We start from the raw sequence: 16,209 nt of genomic DNA, 5'->3' as shown, positions 1-16,209 counted from the left end.
AAAGCGTGATGAATTTCAGGCGCTCTTTGCGCAAGCCCCATTTGGGGTGGTCATGGTCGATCCCCAAATTGGCGTGATGTTCTCGGTCAATGGCCATTTTGCGAAATTGATGGGCACATCCGAGGCCCATTTGCGCGATGTGCCTTGGGCGACGGTGGCATGTTCGGTGTCACCTTCGGGCGAAACAGATGCGCACGGTTTCACGCATCCCATCTCGGCAGCAGATGCGCGCGTCCATCGGTTGCTGCGTGCAGATGACGTTCAGGTGTTTGTCGAAGTCTCGGCGTTGGCTACGTTTCCAGACCGACAGGGCCATGCGGTATGTGTGCTGATGGTCAAGGATATTTCAGAGCAGGTCTTGGCTGAAGAGCAGTTGCGAGTCAGTGAACAGCGTCTTCGCTTGTTGACGGACAGTGCGCGGGATGTGGTCTGGACCATGAGCCCTTTGGGCCAGGCGACTTATGTGAGCCCTGCCGTGCTGCAGCTGCGAGGGATCACGCCCAGTGAGGCGATGGCACAAACCATCGATGAAACCCTGACCCCTGATTCGCGCGATGCCGTGATACGTTACTTTTTTGAGGTGGCGACGGCGGTGCAGCAGGGCGTGACGCCTCCTCAGTTTCGATCCGAGCTGGAGTATTGGCGTCGTGATGGCTCCAAATTCTGGACCGAAGTACTGGCCTTTCCGGTCATGGGCGCGAACGGGGCCTTGGTGGAAATATTGGGGGTCACCCGGGACATCAGTCAGCGCAGGTTGTACGAAGACAGCTTGCTGGAAGCCCGTGAAATGGCAGAAAAATCCAATGCAGCGAAAACCGAATTTTTGGCACACATCAGCCATGAAATTCGCACGCCGATGACCGCAATTTTGTCGCTGACAGAGCTGGTGCTGAACACACCGCTGAGTGAGTCACAGCAGTCCTTGCTGAACAAAAGCAAAAGTGCGGGGCGCTTGTTGCTGGGCATCATCAATGACATTCTGGATCTTTCGAAGCTCGACAACGGCAAGTTGGAGCTGGCGAATGCGCCTTTTGATGTGAACGATGTGCTGCAACAAGTCAGTGATCTGGTGAGTGAAACCTGCGCCATCAAAGGTTTGCGTTATGACGTTGAGATGGCACAAGACGTCTGCCCGTATCGGATTGGCGACTCACAGCGTTTGGCTCAGGCGCTGTTGAATTTGGTGGGCAATGCGGTCAAGTTCACCGAGCAGGGGCATGTGCGCGTGTGGGTGCGTCGTCTGTCCGATCCGGGCCAAGCCGAACAGTTGCGTTTTGAGGTGCAAGATACGGGGATCGGTTTGGCCCCGGCATTGCGGGCCAAAGTCTTTGAGGGTTTTGTGCAAGGTGACAACGCGCAAACCCGCGCTCATGGTGGAACCGGTTTGGGTTTGTCGATCTGCAAGCGATTGGCCCAGCAAATGGGGGGTGATGTCGGCGTGACGTCGCAAGAGGGGCAAGGCTCGACCTTTTGGTTCACCGTGCAAATGCCGGTGGGGCCATCGGTGCCATCGGCGCATCTCAAATCAGCCAGCGCGCAGACAAAAGAGATGCCCAGACAGGTTCAGGGCGTGCACATTTTGTTGGTGGAGGACAACCTGTCGATGCAAGGTGTGCTCAAGCAGTTGCTGGAGTTGGCGGGCGCGCGCGTGGACTTGGCTGAAAACGGACAAGTGGCGATTCAAATGATCGACGATGTGCGCTATGACCTGGTTTTGATGGACATGCAGATGCCCATTTTGGGTGGGCTGGATGCCACGCAAATCATCCGGCAAAAGCCTGCGCACCAGGACTTGCCCATTGTGGCCTTGACGGCGAGGGGTTTTATCGAAGATCGAGACCGCTGCGCTGAAGCGGGCATGAACGATTATTTGATGAAGCCGTTTGAATACAAAGACCTGATCGCAGTTCTGCAGCGCAACATTCCGTCTTGGTCAGTCGAGGCTTGAATCGCCACACGGCTGTCCGGAAATGCAGGGGACGCAACTCACTTGCTGAGTAAGCGCATCGCATCTTCCAGCCCCTTGAGGGTCAGCGGAAACATGCGGTTGCTCATCAGTTGCTGAACGATGGCGATGCTTTGGCGGTATTGCCACACGCCTTGCGGCTCGGGGTTGATCCAGGCGAACTTGGGGAAGGTGTGTGTCAGCCGTTGCAGCCATTCGGCCCCGGCTTCTTCGTTGTTGTATTCGACGCTGCCGCCTTTTTGCAAAATCTCATAAGGACTCATGGTGGCGTCCCCGATGAAGATCAGCTTGTAGTCCTTGTTGTATTTGCGCAGGATGTCCCAGGTCGGGAACTTCTCGGCATAGCGGCGTTTGTTGTTCTTCCACATGAAGTCATAGACGCAGTTGTGGAAGTAATAAAAGTCCAGGTGCTTGAACTCGGCCTTGACGGCAGAGAACATTTCTTCAACCCGGGCGATGTGGTCGTCCATGGTGCCGCCCACGTCCATGAGCAGCAGCACCTTCACATTGTTGTGCCGCTCCGGCCGCATCAGGATGTCCAGGTACCCGGCGTTGGCTGCGGTTTTGCGGATGGTACCGTCCAGGTCGAGCTCGTCGTGTGAGCCTTCACGGGCAAAGCGGCGCAGGCGGCGCAGCGCCACCTTGATGTTGCGTGTGCCCAGCTCTTGCTGGTCGTCGTAGTCTTTGTAGGCGCGTTGCTCCCACACCTTGACGGCGCTTCGGTTGCCACCTTTGCCGCCAATGCGGATGCCTTGGGGGTTGTGGCCACCGTTGCCAAAAGGCGAGGTGCCGCCGGTGCCGATCCACTTGTTGCCGCCTTCGTGACGTTCTTTTTGCTCTTCGAGGCGCTTTTTGAGCGTGTCCATCAACTCGTCCCAGCCCATCTTTTCGATGGCTGCTTTTTGTTCTGGGGTGAGTTCTTTTTGGAGGATTTTTTCGAGCCAGTCGAGGGGCACTTCTTTGGTGAAGTCGGTCAACATTTCCACGCCCTTGAAGTAGGCACCAAAAGCCTTGTCGAACTTGTCGAAGTGCTTTTCGTCCTTGACCATCACGGTGCGGGCCAGGTGGTAAAAATCGTCGATGCTGCACGCCTCAGAAGCAGGGCCGACCACATTGGCCTGCAAAGCTTCGAGCAGTGTCAGGTATTCGCGGACCGAAACTGGCAGTTTGGCTGCGCGCAGGGTGTAGAAAAAATCGATCAGCATGACCGGGTGTCCTTGAGGCTTGAGCGGCTCAATTGAAAGTCCAGATGCGCACGTACGCTGGACCATTCGCTGGCAATGATGCTGTAAACGCAGCTGTCACGCATCGCTCCGGAAGCCAGCGGATGCGGGTTGATTTGGTGGCTACGCAGTATGCCGTCGAGCTTGGCCCCCAGGCGTTCGATGGCACGGCGGCTCTGGTGGTTGAAGAAGTGCGTGCGGAACTCCACCGCGATGCAGTTCAGTTGTTCAAACGCGTGGGCCAGCAGCAGGCGCTTGGCCTCGGTGTTGAGGGGGGTGCGCTGCACGTTGCGGCGGTACCAGGTTGAGCCGATCTCGACGCGGCGGTTGGCGGCGTCGATGTTCATGTAAGTGGTCATGCCCACGGCGCGTCCGGTGGCTTGGTCGATTACTGCAAACGGGCACATGCTGCCCTTGGCTTGCAAGTCGAGTCTGCGCGCAATCTCGGTAGCCATGTTTTCGGGTGAGGGAATGGCGGTGTACCAAAGTTGCCAGAGTTCGCCATCGCGCACGGCCTCCACTAGGTCGTCATGGTGCTGGTCAGACAGCTGCACCAATGCCACATGCTGACCGGTCAAGCTGGTGGGGGCGATCCAGGTGCTCATGTGGGGGTGTCGGTGTCTTGGGCTTTTTGTTTGGCACGCCAAAAACGCGCCAAGTGCAAACCGCCGCCGCCGCCCAGGCCCACCAGCAAGATGCCGCCGATGCTGGCGTTGTCGTAGCCTGCGCTGAAGATGTTCCAGCCCAGCAGTTTGCCCGCCCAATAGCCCAGCAGTGCGCCGCCGACAAAACCGACAGCGTCTGAAAGACCTTCAAGCAAGGGGTTGGGTGAAGACATGGCGGTGGTTCAGCGGTTGCGCTGGTTCATGAACACCAGCTTTTCAAACAAGGTCACGTCTTGCTCGTTTTTGAGCAAAGCGCCCACCAGCGGGGGCACCGACACCTTCTGGTCGGCACTTTGCAAGGCTTCGAGCGGAATGTCTTCGGCCACCAGCAGCTTGAGCCAGTCGAGCAGTTCGCTGGTGGATGGCTTTTTCTTCAAGCCGGGCAGGCCGCGCACATCGTAAAAGGTCTTGAGGGCCAAGGCCAGCAGGTCTTTTTTGAGCGTGGGGAAGTGCACATCCACGATCTGGCGCATGGTGTCCGCTTCGGGGAACTTGATGTAGTGGAAGAAGCAGCGGCGCAAAAAGGCGTCGGGCAGCTCTTTTTCGTTGTTCGAGGTGATGAACACCAGGGGCCGCGTCTTGGCCTTGATCAGCTGGCGTGTTTCGTAGCAATAGAACTCCATGCGGTCGATTTCGCGCAGCAAGTCGTTCGGGAACTCGATGTCGGCCTTGTCGATTTCGTCGATCAGGATGGCGACAGGTGTTTCAGAGGTGAACGCTTGCCAGAGCACGCCCTTGACGATGTAGTTTTCGATGTCCTTGACCTTTTCGTCGCCCAATTGGCTGTCACGCAAACGGCTGACGGCGTCGTATTCGTACAGGCCTTGCTGGGCCTTGGTGGTCGATTTGATGTGCCATTGCAGCAGGGGCAGGCCCAGGGCTTCGGACACTTCCTCGGCCAGCATGGTTTTTCCGGTGCCTGGTTCGCCCTTGACCAGCAGGGGGCGTTTGAGGGTGATGGCGGCGTTCACGGCCAGCATCAGGTCCTGCGTGGCGACGTAGTTTTCGGTACCTTGGAATTTCATGGTGGGCAGTTCTCAAAAACAGGAAAGAAGCTTGTCAGGATTATGAGGGCCAGCCCGATATAATCCGCATTTGATTTTTATCAATCATTTGGATTGTGTAAGCAAAATGAACAAGCTGTTGACCTCAATGTTTGCCTTGGCTGTCGCCTCCGTGACCGCCATCTCTGCCCATGCCCAAGAGATCAAGGGCGATGCCAAAGCCGCGGAGCAGAAGATTGCCATGTGCATCGGCTGCCACGGTATCAAGGGCTACCAAGCCAGTTTTCCAGAGGTTTATCGTGTTCCGATGATCTCCGGCCAGAACGCCAAATACATCGCTTCTGCCCTGAGCGCTTACAAAAAAGGCGATCGCAAGCACCCCACCATGCGCGGTATTGCAGACAGCCTGAGCGATCAGGACATTGCTGACGTGGCGGCTTATTACGAGCAGCATGGCAAAACCGATGCTGTGACCGCTGCCCCCAAGACACCCGATGCCAAAGTGGCTGCTCTGTTGCAAAAAGGCGCTTGCGTGTCTTGCCACGGTGACAACTTCTCCAAGCCTGTGGACCCCAGCTACCCCAAGATTGCTGGTCAGCACAAAGATTTCTTGTTTGTGGCTTTGAAGTCCTACAAGGTTGAAAACCAGGCCACTTGGGGCCGCAGCAACGGTGTCATGGGCGGTATTGCCAAGCAGTTCTCCAATGCAGAACTCAAGGCTTTGGCCGGCTACGTGGCCAGCTTGGACGGTGAACTCAAAACGGTTCCCCAGTCGAAGTTCCGCTGATCACAGCGAAACCGCAAAAAAAAAGCCAGTCATTTGACTGGCTTTTTTCATGGTCCCGGGGGTTGCGTGCAACGCCTCGGTCAAGCAGAGCGTGAGGGCTCTGGGGGCAGGTCAGGCCTGGCCGTTGATGACTTGTTGCAATTCACCTGACTCGTACATTTCCATCATGATGTCCGAGCCACCGATGAACTCACCCTTGACGTAGAGCTGAGGGATGGTGGGCCAGTTGCTGTATTCCTTGATGCCCTGGCGGATTTCTGCATCGTCCAGCACGTTCACGGTCTTGACCGTCTTGGGGTCCACGCCCACAGCTTTGAGGATCTGGATGGCGCGGCCAGAAAAACCACACATGGGGAAGCTGGCGCTGCCCTTCATGAACAGGGTGATGTCGTTGCCTTTGACGAGTTCGTCGATGCGTTGCTGGGTGTCGCTCATGGTCTTTACTCCAAATGGTGCCGTTTTCAATGGGATGGATTATCCCTCTGATTGAAAGTCTGCTTTCGACAGAGGGCTGTTGGTGGGCGTTCTGGGCGTGATTTCACAGGGGTTTCATGCCGCCGGTGCAGCGATCGACGCCTGCCAGGTCTTGGCGAGATTGGACTTGTTCAAAGCCGCCTTGGCGCAGCAAGGCCTGAACGGCTTGGGCTTGGTCCCAGCCATGCTCCAGCAACAGCCAGCCACCCGGGCTGAGACGGCTGGGGGCTTGGGCGATGATCTGGCGGATATCCTGAAGACCATCCGGGCCACTGGTCAGCGCTTGCAGGGGCTCGTGCGTCAGGGCGCTCAGGTGCGGGTCGCCATCGGCCACATAGGGCGGGTTTGAGACGATCAGCTCGAACGGGCCGGGCACAGCGGCCATCCAGTCGCTGAGGATGAAGCGCACAGGAAGCTGCAGTCTCCGGGCATTGGCTTGGGCCACGGTCAGCGCGTCGGCGCTGGCGTCTACGGCGGTGACCTGGCTTTGAGGGCGCTGGTGTTGCAGTGCCAGGGCCACGGCACCGCTGCCTGTACCCAAATCCAGAACCCGATGGGTGCTTTCCGTCGTAAGCCTCTCCAGCGCCCATTCCACCAGTGTTTCGGTGTCGGGGCGCGGGTCGAGCACGCGGGCGTCCACTTGCAAATTCAGGCCAAAGAAGGCCTTGAACCCGGTGATGTAGGCCAAGGGCTCACCCGCCATACGCCGTTGCAACGCAACCTCCAGTCGCTCGGCCACAGCGGGGGGCAAGGTGTCGGTGTCGTGCGCCAACAGCCAGGCGCGGTCGTGGGGGTCGCGACCCAGGGCGTGCAGGTGCAGCAATTGGGCATCCAGGCGAGCCAGGCCCATGGTTTGGGCGCGTTGCAGGCTTTGGGCGATGGTCAGGGGCCAACTCATGCGGTTCCGCCGATCTCAAGTTCGGCGAGTTGCTGTGCCGCTTCGTAGGCTTGCAGGGCGTTGACCACGTCTTGCAAATCGCCTTCCATGATGCTCAGCAACTTGTACAGGGTCAGGTTGATGCGGTGGTCGGTCAGGCGGCCTTGCGGGAAGTTGTAGGTGCGGATGCGGTCCGAGCGGTCGCCGCTGCCGATCAGGCTCTTGCGCTCGGCGGCGTCTTTGGCGGCGCGCTCAGCCCGGTCTTTTTCCTGAATGCGGGCCGTCAGCACCTTCAGGGCTTGGGCCTTGTTGCTGTGCTGGCTGCGACCGTCCTGGCATTCGGCCACGATGCCGGTGGGCAAGTGGGTGATGCGAACCGCCGAGTCGGTTTTGTTGATGTGCTGCCCGCCCGCACCGCTGGCACGGTAGGTGTCAATGCGCAAATCGGACGGGTTGATCTTGATGGCCTCGGCTTCGTCCGGCTCGGCCAGCACGGCCACGGTGCAGGCACTGGTGTGGATGCGGCCTTGTGTTTCGGTGGCGGGCACGCGCTGCACCCGGTGACCACCCGACTCAAACTTGAGCGCGCCATAGACGCCATCGCCAGATGTGTTGGCTTCTATGCGGAGCACCACTTCTTTGTAGCCGCCTAATTCGCTGACCGATTCGGAGACGATCTCGGTTTTCCAGCCTTGGCGCTCGGCGTAGCGCGAATACATGCGCAACAGGTCACCTGCAAACAGGGCCGATTCGTCGCCGCCGGTCCCGGCGCGGATCTCGACAAAGGCAGGGCGCGCATCGTCCGGGTCTTTGGGCAGCAGCATGCGCTGGAGTTCGGCTTCGAGGGTTTGCAGCTCGGTGCTGGCGCTGGCCACTTCTTCCTCGGCCATGTCGCGCAGGTCTTCGTCGTCCAGCATGGCCTGGGCTGCAGCCAGGTCGGCGTTGCGCTGCTGAAATCGGGCAAAGCGCGAGGCCACCGCGCTCACCTCGGCATGTTCGCGCGACAGCTTCAGAAACTGGGTCATGTCGCCCATGATGTCTTCGCGCGAGAGCAAGAAATCCAGCTCGGTCAGCCGTAGGGCGTAGCGTTCAAGTTGTTGGATGAGGAAAGGTTTCACGTTGGTCGGGCATTCCCGTGCTGGCGGGAATCCATGGCAATGGACATTGAAAGGTCGACATTCCCAAGGGCTGGGAATGACACGGGCCGGTCTGTTGCCGGGCCGCCGCTAACGTTCGTGCCGTAAAAACAGGCGTTGTACCGTCTGCATGGTTTGCTCACGGTGGGTTGGGTCGGCGCTTCGCAATTCAGCCAGCGCCCCGTGCAGCATCTTTTGGGTCAGGCCTTTGGCCAGGGCTTCGAGCACGGCTTCGGGGTCATCGCCCCGGGCCAGCAGCTTGCGCGCACGCGCCAGTTCGGCCTCGCGCCAACTGTCGGCTTGCTGGTGCAGTTGCTGGATCAGCGGCACGCTGTCGCGCTGCACCAGCCAGTGGCTGAAACTTTGCACCCCGGCATCAATGATGACTTCGGCATCGGCGACCGCGGCCTGCCGCTGGGCCTGGCCTGCCTGAACCACGCTGGCCAAATCGTCCACGGTGTAGAGGTAAACGTCTTCGAGTGCTTTGACTTCGGGTTCGATGTCGCGCGGCACAGCCAGATCGACCATGAACATGGGGCGGTGCTTGCGCTTTTTCAATGCCCGCTCCACCGCGCCCAAGCCAATCAGCGGCAATGTGCTGGCGGTGCAGCTGATGACGGCGTCAAATTCGTGCAGGCGCTCGGGCAGGTCGGCCAGGCGCATGACTTCGGCCCCAAACCGGCCAGCGAGTTTTTCGCCGCGCTCCAGCGAGCGATTGGCAATGGCCATCGCTTTGGGCTGTTTGGCCGCAAAGTGGGTCACCACCAGCTCGATCATCTCGCCCGCACCGACAAACAGCACCTTGATGTCTTTGAGATCCTCAAACAGCTGGCTGGCCAGGCGCACCGAAGCGGCGGCCATGCTGATCGAGTGCGCGCCGATTTCGGTGGCAGTGCGCACCTCCTTGGCCACGGCAAAGCTGCGCTGAAACAGCTGGTTGAGTGTGGTGCCCAGGGCACCTGCGTCTTCGGCTGCGCGCACGGCGTCCTTGAGCTGGCCCAAAATTTGGGCTTCGCCCAGCACCATCGAGTCGAGCCCGCTGGCCACCCTGAAGGCGTGGCGGGCGACTTCGTTGCCTTCGAGCAAATAGGTGTGGGACTGCAGTTCTTGAAGCGAAACCCCGCCGGCTTGTGCCAGCCAGCGCAAGGTGTCGGCGGTGGCCGCTTGGTCGGCGGCGCAATAAATCTCGGTGCGGTTGCAGGTGGACAAAATCGCCGCTTCGGGCGTTTGGTCCAAATTCAAGGCCAAGTTGGTGCGCAAACCCTGCAAAGTGGGTGCCAATTGGTCCAAGGCGAAGGCAAACCGGCCGCGCAGATCCAGCGGCGCAGTGGTGTGATTCAAGCCCAGGGTCCAAACAGCCATGCGCTGATTATAGAAACCCCCCCCTTGGGGGGCACGCTGGCCCCGAGGCGTATGCACTTTCAGGGCACAATGGCCGAACCTTTTTCCACATAACCCAAGCGCCGCCTCTGTCATGACCGTCTGGCAATTGATCCTTCATCTGCTGAACTTTGTGTTGCCCGCACTGGCCATGGCGGCATTCATGCCCTGGGCCGGGCGATGGGTTATGCGTTCGCGGGGTGCGGTGCCGGTGCGCAGGCGCATGGCGGTGCATGCCATGTGTGGCGTGGGGGTGCTGGTGGCAGGGCTGGTCGTGCAGGGGCATGACGGCGAAATGGCCACTTATGCCGCGCTGTTGCTGGTGGCCGCCACGGCCGAATGGGCCATGCACCGGGGCTGGAAGCTGCAGTCAACACATTCATAAACATCTACCGCAGCCCGGCGTGGCTGCCCACGGGGAGGCCACCATGGCATTCTGGATTCACCACCGACCATTCATTCATCTGCTGGGCTGCCTGGCTTTGGCCTGCGCGGGCAGCGCTTGGGCCTTTCCCACCAAGCCGATCCGCGTGGTGATGGGCTTTCCGGCCGGTGGCCCGCTGGACCAGCATGCCCGGCTGCTGACCGACCGCCTTCAAGCCCAGTTGGGCCAGCCCATCATCGTGGACTACAAAGCGGGCGCGGGCGGCACCGTGGGCGCGCAAGAAGTCATGCGGGCCGCGCCCGACGGTCACACCCTGATGCTGGCCAACACCGGGGTGATGGTCATCAACCCGGCGCTCTACAGCAAACTGCCGTACAACACGCTTAAAGACTTTGTGCCTGTGGCCCGCACCGCCATGCAGCCGCTAGCGCTGCTGGTCAACCCCAAAGTGCCCGCGCAGACCCTGCCCGAATTTGTGGCCTATGCCAAAGCCCGGCCCGGGCAAATCAACTACGGTTCGGCCGGCAACGGCGGCAGCAGCCACTTGGTGCCCGAAATGTTCAAGGCGGCCACGGGCCTGTTCATGGTGCACATCCCCTACCGGGGCAGCGCGCCGGCTTTCACCGATTTGATGGCGGGTCAGGTGCAGTTCATGGCTGAGAGCATTCCGCAGGCCGCGCAGTATCACAAGCAGGGCAAAGTGCGCGCCCTGGCCGTGACCAGCCGCGAACGCAACCCGGCCTTGCCCGACATCCCGACCGTGATGGAAACCGGGATCAAGAATTTCGAAGTGGTGGGCTTTTATGGCTTTTTGGCACCGGCAGGCACACCCAAAGACGTGGTGAACAAACTCAGCGACGCTTTCAAGGCGGTCATGAACCAGCCTGACATCAAGAGCCGCATGGTGGCGCAGGGGGCCGATCCGGCCTTTCTGGGCGCGGACGACTTTGGAAAGTTTCTGACGGCTGAAATGCCTCGCTGGGCGGCCGTGGTTCAGAAATCGGGCGCCAAGCTCGACTGAAGAGAAGGCTCAAGCCGCGCTGAACAAATCCACCCGGTCGGTGATGATGCCGTCGGTGCCCAGGGCCAGCAGGTGCTGGGCGGCCCAGTCGTCGTTGACGGTGTAGCTCAGGCACCGCATGCCCGCGCCGTGGACTTGGGCCACAGTGCTGGTGTCCCACAGCGCGTAGTTGGCGACCACGGCCACACACTGAAGCGCCATGGCTTTCTCGAACCAGCCTTCCCAGAGTGTGTCCACCAGCAAGCCGCGCGGCAGCTCGGGGACAGCCGCTTGGGCGGCGGCCAAGGCGTCGGGTTTGAAGGAGGTCAGCAGTGGCGGCACTTCTGCCCCAGCCCACAGTTGCGCGGCCAGACGCGCCACGGCTTTGCCAGTCGCTGCTTCAGCGCCGGGTGTGGGCTTGATCTCGATGTTGAGCAGGTAGCGGTTGGCCAGGCAAAACCGGGCAAGAGCTTCGAGTGTGGGCAGGGGCTCGCCTGCAAAAGCGCGTGAATGCCAGCCGCCTGCGTCCAGTTGCGACAGGGCATGCCAAGCTTGTTCGCCACCCACGCCATGGCCGTTGGTCGTGCGCTCCAGTGTGGCGTCGTGCATCAAAAACACCACGCCGTCGGCGCTGAGCTTGGCGTCGCACTCGAACATGCGGTAGCCGTGTGCAGCCCCCAGCCGGAAGGCGGCCAGGGTGTTTTCGGGGGCGAGCTTGCCAGCGCCTCGGTGGGCGATCCAGCGCGGGTAGGGCCAGGCTTTCATGCGGTTCATCAGGCGATGCGTTTTTGTGTTTTCGCGTCAAACCAGTGCACGCGGTCGGCGCGTGGCGTGGCGTTGAAAGTGCTGCCCGGCTGTGGCGCGGGCAGCGATTCGTCCAGCCTCAGGGTCAGCGTTTCGTGGCCCAGACGGGCGTGCACCAGGCGCTCGGCGCCCAGCAGTTCCACCGTGTCCACGCTCAGCGTCCAGCCACCTGAAGGTGTTATGTCCAGGTGCTCGGGCCGGATGCCCAGAATTTGCCCGGCGGGTGTGCCCGGCGCGTGCTGGAGCAGGTTCATGGGCGGCGAGCCGATGAAGCTGGCCACAAAGGTGCTGGCCGGGCGGTTGTAGACCTCTTCGGGCGTGCCGAACTGCTCCATGTGGCCGCCGTTCATCACGATCATGCGCTGGGCCAAGGTCATGGCTTCGACCTGGTCGTGCGTGACAAACAGGCTGGTGATGCCCAGCTCGCGGTGCAGCTTTTGAATTTCAAGTCGGGTCTGTGCGCGCAGCTTGGCATCGAGGTTGGACAGCGGCTCGTCAAACAAAAATACCTGCGGCTGGCGCACGATGGCGCGGCCCATGGCCACGCGCTGGCGCTGGCCGCCAGAAAGCTCACGCGGCTTGCGCTGCAACAGGTGTGAGAGTTCCAAAATGCCCGCCGCCTTGTCCACCCGGGCCTTGATTTCTTCGATTGGGCGTTTGGCGATCTTCAGGCCGTAGGCCATGTTGTCGAACACGCTCATGTGCGGGTAGAGCGCGTAGTTCTGGAACACCATGGCGATGTCGCGCTCGGCCGGTTCCAGCTCGTTGACCACGCGCTCGCCAATCGAGATGGTGCCGCCCGAGATGTCTTCCAGGCCCGCTACCATGCGCAGCAGGGTGGACTTGCCGCAGCCCGAAGGCCCGACGATGACGACGAACTCGCCGTCGGCAATGCTGGCGTTCAGGTCGTGGATGACGGTGTTGGCCTTGGCGCCAGCGCCATAGGTTTTGAGGATGTGGGAGAGGGTGATGGATGCCATGGTTTCTTTGATCAGACGGGGACAGAGCAACGCTTCAAATGGGTCTGTCCCCGGGTTTCTATTCAGACGGGGACAGAGCAACGCTTCGCATTGGTCTGTCCCCGGGGTATTTATTTCTCCGTATCGACCAGGCCCTTGACGAACCATTTTTGCATCAGGACCACGACCAGCGCCGGGGGCAGCATGGCCAAAATGGCGGCGGCCATGACCACGTTCCACTCGGTCCAGGACTCGCCTGAAATCAGGCGCTTGATGCCCAGCACGACGGGGTACATGTCTTCGTTGGTGGTCACCAACAGCGGCCACAGGTACTGGTTCCAGCCGTAGATGAATTGGATGACGAACAGCGCCGCGATGTTGGTGGCCGACAGGGGCAGCAACACGTCCTTGAAAAAGCGCATCGGCCCGGCACCGTCCATGCGGGCGGCTTCGACCAGTTCATCCGGGATGGTCAGAAAAAACTGCCGGAACAAAAAGGTGGCCGTGGCTGATGCGATCAGCGGCACCGTCAGGCCCGCAAAGCTGTTGAGCAGGCCCAAGCCCGCCACCACTTCGTAGGTGGGGCTGATGCGCACTTCAACCGGCAACATCAGGGTGACAAAAATCATCCAGAACACCAGGTTGCGCAGCGGAAAGCGGAAATACACGATGGCAAAGGCCGAGAGCAGCGAAATCGCGATCTTGCCAATGGCAATGCCCAGGGCGCTGATCAGGCTGACCTGCATCATGGGCCACATGGCGGGCAGCGGGCTGCCTTGCGAGTTGGGGCCGCCAAACAAGGTCAAGCGGTAGGTCTCCCAAAAGTGGCCGCCCGGCAGCATGGACATGGGCACGCTTTGGTTGATTTGTTGGGCGGTTTGGGTGGAGCCGATCAAAGTCAGGTACAGCGGAAAGGCCACGATGGCCACGCCGATCAGCAAGATGACGTGCCTCAGAATTTGCAGGCCAGGGCGTCTTTCGATCATGGCTGGCCTCTGAAGTGAATGGGTGGTCGCAACATCAGTACTGCACTTTCTTTTCGACAAACTTGAACTGCAAGACGGTGAGCGACACCACGATGACCATCAACACCACCGATTGCGCGGCCGAGCTGCCCATGTCCAAGGCCTTGAAGCCGTCGTAATAAACCTTGTAGACCAGGATGGCCGTGTCCTTGCCGGGGCCGCCGTGGGTGGTGGCGTCCACGATGGCAAAGGTGTCAAAGAAGGCGTAGACGATGTTGATCACCAAGAGGAAAAACGTGGTGGGCGAGAGCAGCGGGAACACGATGGTCCAAAAGCGCCGCCAGGGGCTGGCCCCGTCGATGGCGGCCGCCTCGATCAGCGATTTGGGGATGGACTGCAAACCTGCCAGAAAGAAAAGGAAGTTGTAGGAAATTTGCTTCCACACCGCGGCCATGACGATCAGCGCCATGGCGTGGTTGGGGTTGAGCAAGTGGTTCCACTCGATGCCCACGGCCCTGAGCGCATAACCCACCACGCCCATGGGCGAGGCAAACATGAACAGCCACAGCACGCCTGCCACTACGGGGGCCACCGCGTAAGGCCAGATCAGCAAGGTTTTGTAGAGGCCCGCGCCGCGCCCGACCCGGTCGGCCATCACGGCCAGCAGCAGCGACACCGATAAACCTGTCACCGCCACCAGCAGTGAAAACACGGCGGTGGTCTTGAATGAGTCCAGGTAACCGCTGTCGTTCCACAGGCGTGCAAAGTTCTCCAGACCCACGAATTCTCGGGAAGCGCCAAAAGCGTCCTCTTGAAGCACGCTTTGGTAAAGCGCTTGCCCGGCTGGCCAGAAAAAGAACACCAGCACGATGCTCAGCTGCGGCGCAATCAGGAGCCAGGGCAGCCAGCGGGATTTGAAACGGACGCGTTTTTCCATAAATGCTTTGCAAAGCCTGAGTGTGAAGTGTCAGCGCAAAAGGCGCTGGCCAAAATGCGCAAAAGCAGAGGCTGTGCCTCTGCTTTTGCGCCATGCCCGCCCCAAACTGGGGCTGAGGCATCAGCCATGCATCACTTGTTGGCTTTCTCGAAGCGCTCGAGCTGCTCGTTGCCGCGCTTGATGGCCATGTCCAGGGCTTCCTTGGTGCCCTTTTTGCCGCTCCACACGCCTTCGAGTTCCTCGTCAATGATGGTGCGGATCTGCACAAAGTTGCCCAGGCGCACGCCACGCGACTTGTCGGTGGTTTTGCGGATCATCTGGGTGACCGACACATCGGTGCCGGGGTTCTTTTTGTAGAAACCGGCTTTTTCGGTCAACTCGAAAGAGGCCTTGGTCACGGGCAGGTAGCCTGTGCGCTGGTGGCTGGCCGCAGCCACGTCGGCCTTGGACAGGTGGGCAAAGAACTGCGCCACGCCTTTGTATTCGGGGGCCTTCTTGCCGCTCATCACCCACAGGCTGGCGCCGCCGATGACGGTGTTCTGGGGTGCGCCGTTCACATCGGGGTAGTAGGGCAGGGTGCCGATGCCGTAGCCGAACTTGCCGTTGCGCACCACGCTGCCGTACAGCGCCGAGGAGCCTGTGGCCATGGCGCATTCGCCCGAGACAAAGGTCGCATCGGCTGCGTTGCCACGGCCTTTGTAGACAAACAGGCCCTGCTTGGCCATGTTGGCCAGGTTGTCAATGTGGCGCACATGCAGCGGGGTGTTGAAGGACAAGCGGGCATCCATGCCGCGCATGCCGTTGCCCTTGGTGGCGAATTCGGTGTTGTGCCAGGCCGAGAAGCTTTCCAGCTGTGTCCAGCTGATCCAGCTGGTGGTGAAGGGGCACTTGTGGCCGCTGGCCTTGAGCTTGGCGGCCGCCAGGGCCACCTCAGGCCAGGTGGTGGGCGGTTTCTCGGCATCCAGGCCTGCGGCCTTGAAAGCGTCCTTGTTGTAGTGGAAGACGGGGGTGGAGCTGTTGAAGGGGAAGCTCAGCATCTGGCCGTTGGGGGCGGTGTAGTAACCGGCCACCGCAGGCACATAGGCGTTCTGGTCGAACTTCAGGCCCGCGTCGGTCATGACCTTGCCCACGGGCACGATGGCCCCCTTGCTGGCCATCATGGTGGCGGTGCCCACTTCAAACACCTGCAGGATGTGGGGGGCGTTGCCCGCACGGTAGGCGGCGATCGCGGCCGTCATGGACTCGTCGTAGTTGCCCTTGAAGGTGGGTACGATTTTGTAGTCCTTCTGGCTGGCGTTGAAGTCTTTGGCCAGGTCGTTAACCCACTCGCCCAAAGCGCCGCCCATCGAGTGCCACCATTGGATTTCGGTCTGGGCTTGGGCTGAAAGGCTCGCCAGGCCCAGGGCCAATGCGGAAAGGGTGAGTTTGATTTTCATGACTACTCCTGATTAAACATGTCTTTTTGCTTAAAAAATAAGCAAATTCCAGAGCGAGTGTGGCACTGCTTCATGGCTAAGGCATTAAAACGGCATGACCATTGTGTGACAACCCGGGGTTTCCATGACGCCGGGAGCCTTGTGTGACAGGTGCCCCTCCCTCCGGCGCGTGTTTGCTGCACTGCGGTAACATTCAGCCTCAGCCGGTTTG

The 16,209-nt window shown here is 60.3% G+C and carries 17 protein-coding genes; 4 read left to right on the top strand and 13 right to left on the bottom strand.

The features are described from left to right. The first annotated feature begins 52 nt into the window (after positions 1-52). Positions 53-1,948, top strand: a complete 1,896-nt coding sequence (locus B9Z33_RS00140; RefSeq protein WP_158270148.1) for a PAS domain-containing sensor histidine kinase — start codon at positions 53-55, stop codon at positions 1,946-1,948. 38 nt (positions 1,949-1,986) lie between these two features. Here the strand turns inward: B9Z33_RS00140 and B9Z33_RS00135 are convergent, their stop codons facing one another. The 4 genes from B9Z33_RS00135 to B9Z33_RS00120 are packed head-to-tail and all read right to left on the bottom strand — an operon-like array spanning position 1,987 to position 4,879. Beyond that, positions 1,987-3,171 (bottom strand): VWA domain-containing protein, encoded by a 1,185-nt coding sequence (locus B9Z33_RS00135; RefSeq protein WP_108285047.1) that lies wholly within the window; start codon positions 3,169-3,171, stop codon positions 1,987-1,989. Beyond that, complete coding sequence (locus tag B9Z33_RS00130) at positions 3,165-3,794, bottom strand: GNAT family N-acetyltransferase (protein ID WP_108285046.1); 630 nt, start codon at positions 3,792-3,794, stop codon at positions 3,165-3,167. Before B9Z33_RS00130 ends, B9Z33_RS00135 begins: the two co-directional genes overlap by 7 nt. After that, positions 3,791-4,027, bottom strand: a complete 237-nt coding sequence (locus B9Z33_RS00125; protein WP_108285045.1) for a hypothetical protein — start codon at positions 4,025-4,027, stop codon at positions 3,791-3,793. The genes B9Z33_RS00130 and B9Z33_RS00125 overlap by 4 nt, the downstream gene beginning before the upstream one ends. Before the next feature lie 9 nt (positions 4,028-4,036). Then, positions 4,037-4,879 carry a MoxR family ATPase gene (locus B9Z33_RS00120; RefSeq protein ID WP_108285044.1) on the bottom strand — a complete coding sequence of 281 codons (843 nt, stop codon included), beginning with the start codon at positions 4,877-4,879 and terminating at the stop codon, positions 4,037-4,039. A gap of 106 nt (positions 4,880-4,985) precedes the next feature. Here B9Z33_RS00120 and B9Z33_RS00115 point away from each other — a divergent pair, with 106 nt between their 5' ends. After that, positions 4,986-5,645, top strand: coding sequence for a cytochrome c (locus B9Z33_RS00115; protein ID WP_108285043.1), 660 nt, complete (start codon positions 4,986-4,988; stop codon positions 5,643-5,645). Positions 5,646-5,756: 111 nt separating this feature from the next. On the opposite strand, the gene grxD is transcribed toward B9Z33_RS00115, so the two are convergent. The 4 genes from grxD to hemA form a co-directional block, all read right to left on the bottom strand. Further along, on the bottom strand, positions 5,757-6,080 hold the full coding sequence (grxD, locus tag B9Z33_RS00110) for a Grx4 family monothiol glutaredoxin (RefSeq protein ID WP_108285042.1): 324 nt from the start codon (positions 6,078-6,080) through the stop codon (positions 5,757-5,759). Between the two features lie 103 nt (positions 6,081-6,183). Then, positions 6,184-7,017, bottom strand: a complete 834-nt coding sequence (gene prmC / locus B9Z33_RS00105; RefSeq protein WP_108285041.1) for a peptide chain release factor N(5)-glutamine methyltransferase — start codon at positions 7,015-7,017, stop codon at positions 6,184-6,186. Then, complete coding sequence (prfA, locus tag B9Z33_RS00100) at positions 7,014-8,114, bottom strand: peptide chain release factor 1 (RefSeq protein WP_108285040.1); 1,101 nt, start codon at positions 8,112-8,114, stop codon at positions 7,014-7,016. Before prfA ends, prmC begins: the two co-directional genes overlap by 4 nt. Before the next feature lie 108 nt (positions 8,115-8,222). Next, positions 8,223-9,494 (bottom strand): glutamyl-tRNA reductase, encoded by a 1,272-nt coding sequence (hemA, locus tag B9Z33_RS00095; protein ID WP_108285039.1) that lies wholly within the window; start codon positions 9,492-9,494, stop codon positions 8,223-8,225. A gap of 112 nt (positions 9,495-9,606) precedes the next feature. On the opposite strand from hemA, the gene B9Z33_RS00090 reads away from it, so the two are divergent. Both B9Z33_RS00090 and B9Z33_RS00085 read left to right on the top strand, forming a co-directional pair. Next, the gene (locus tag B9Z33_RS00090; protein ID WP_108285038.1) at positions 9,607-9,897 is read left to right on the top strand and encodes a hypothetical protein; all 291 of its coding nucleotides are present in this window, start codon (positions 9,607-9,609) and stop codon (positions 9,895-9,897) included. 43 nt (positions 9,898-9,940) lie between these two features. Next, positions 9,941-10,918, top strand: coding sequence for a tripartite tricarboxylate transporter substrate binding protein (locus tag B9Z33_RS00085; RefSeq protein WP_108286036.1), 978 nt, complete (start codon positions 9,941-9,943; stop codon positions 10,916-10,918). 9 nt (positions 10,919-10,927) lie between these two features. Here B9Z33_RS00085 and ugpQ read toward each other — a convergent pair whose 3' ends face one another. From ugpQ to ugpB, 5 genes are all read right to left on the bottom strand, one after another. Continuing rightward, on the bottom strand, positions 10,928-11,671 hold the full coding sequence (ugpQ, locus tag B9Z33_RS00080; RefSeq protein WP_199220252.1) for a glycerophosphodiester phosphodiesterase: 744 nt from the start codon (positions 11,669-11,671) through the stop codon (positions 10,928-10,930). Continuing rightward, positions 11,671-12,681, bottom strand: coding sequence for a sn-glycerol-3-phosphate ABC transporter ATP-binding protein UgpC (gene ugpC / locus B9Z33_RS00075; protein ID WP_108286035.1), 1,011 nt, complete (start codon positions 12,679-12,681; stop codon positions 11,671-11,673). The genes ugpQ and ugpC overlap by 1 nt, the downstream gene beginning before the upstream one ends. Before the next feature lie 110 nt (positions 12,682-12,791). Next, positions 12,792-13,646 (bottom strand): sn-glycerol-3-phosphate ABC transporter permease UgpE, encoded by an 855-nt coding sequence (gene ugpE / locus B9Z33_RS00070; protein ID WP_108285036.1) that lies wholly within the window; start codon positions 13,644-13,646, stop codon positions 12,792-12,794. A 34-nt stretch (positions 13,647-13,680) separates the two neighbouring features. Next, on the bottom strand, positions 13,681-14,562 hold the full coding sequence (gene ugpA / locus B9Z33_RS00065) for a sn-glycerol-3-phosphate ABC transporter permease UgpA (RefSeq protein WP_100173693.1): 882 nt from the start codon (positions 14,560-14,562) through the stop codon (positions 13,681-13,683). Between the two features lie 131 nt (positions 14,563-14,693). Next, complete coding sequence (ugpB, locus tag B9Z33_RS00060; protein ID WP_108285035.1) at positions 14,694-15,998, bottom strand: sn-glycerol-3-phosphate ABC transporter substrate-binding protein UgpB; 1,305 nt, start codon at positions 15,996-15,998, stop codon at positions 14,694-14,696. Positions 15,999-16,209 lie beyond the last annotated feature (211 nt).

This window comes from Limnohabitans sp. T6-20 (genome assembly GCF_003063505.1).
GTDB lineage: Bacteria > Pseudomonadota > Gammaproteobacteria > Burkholderiales > Burkholderiaceae_C > Limnohabitans_A.
This window is presented reverse-complemented; position numbering and strand designations above follow the sequence as displayed.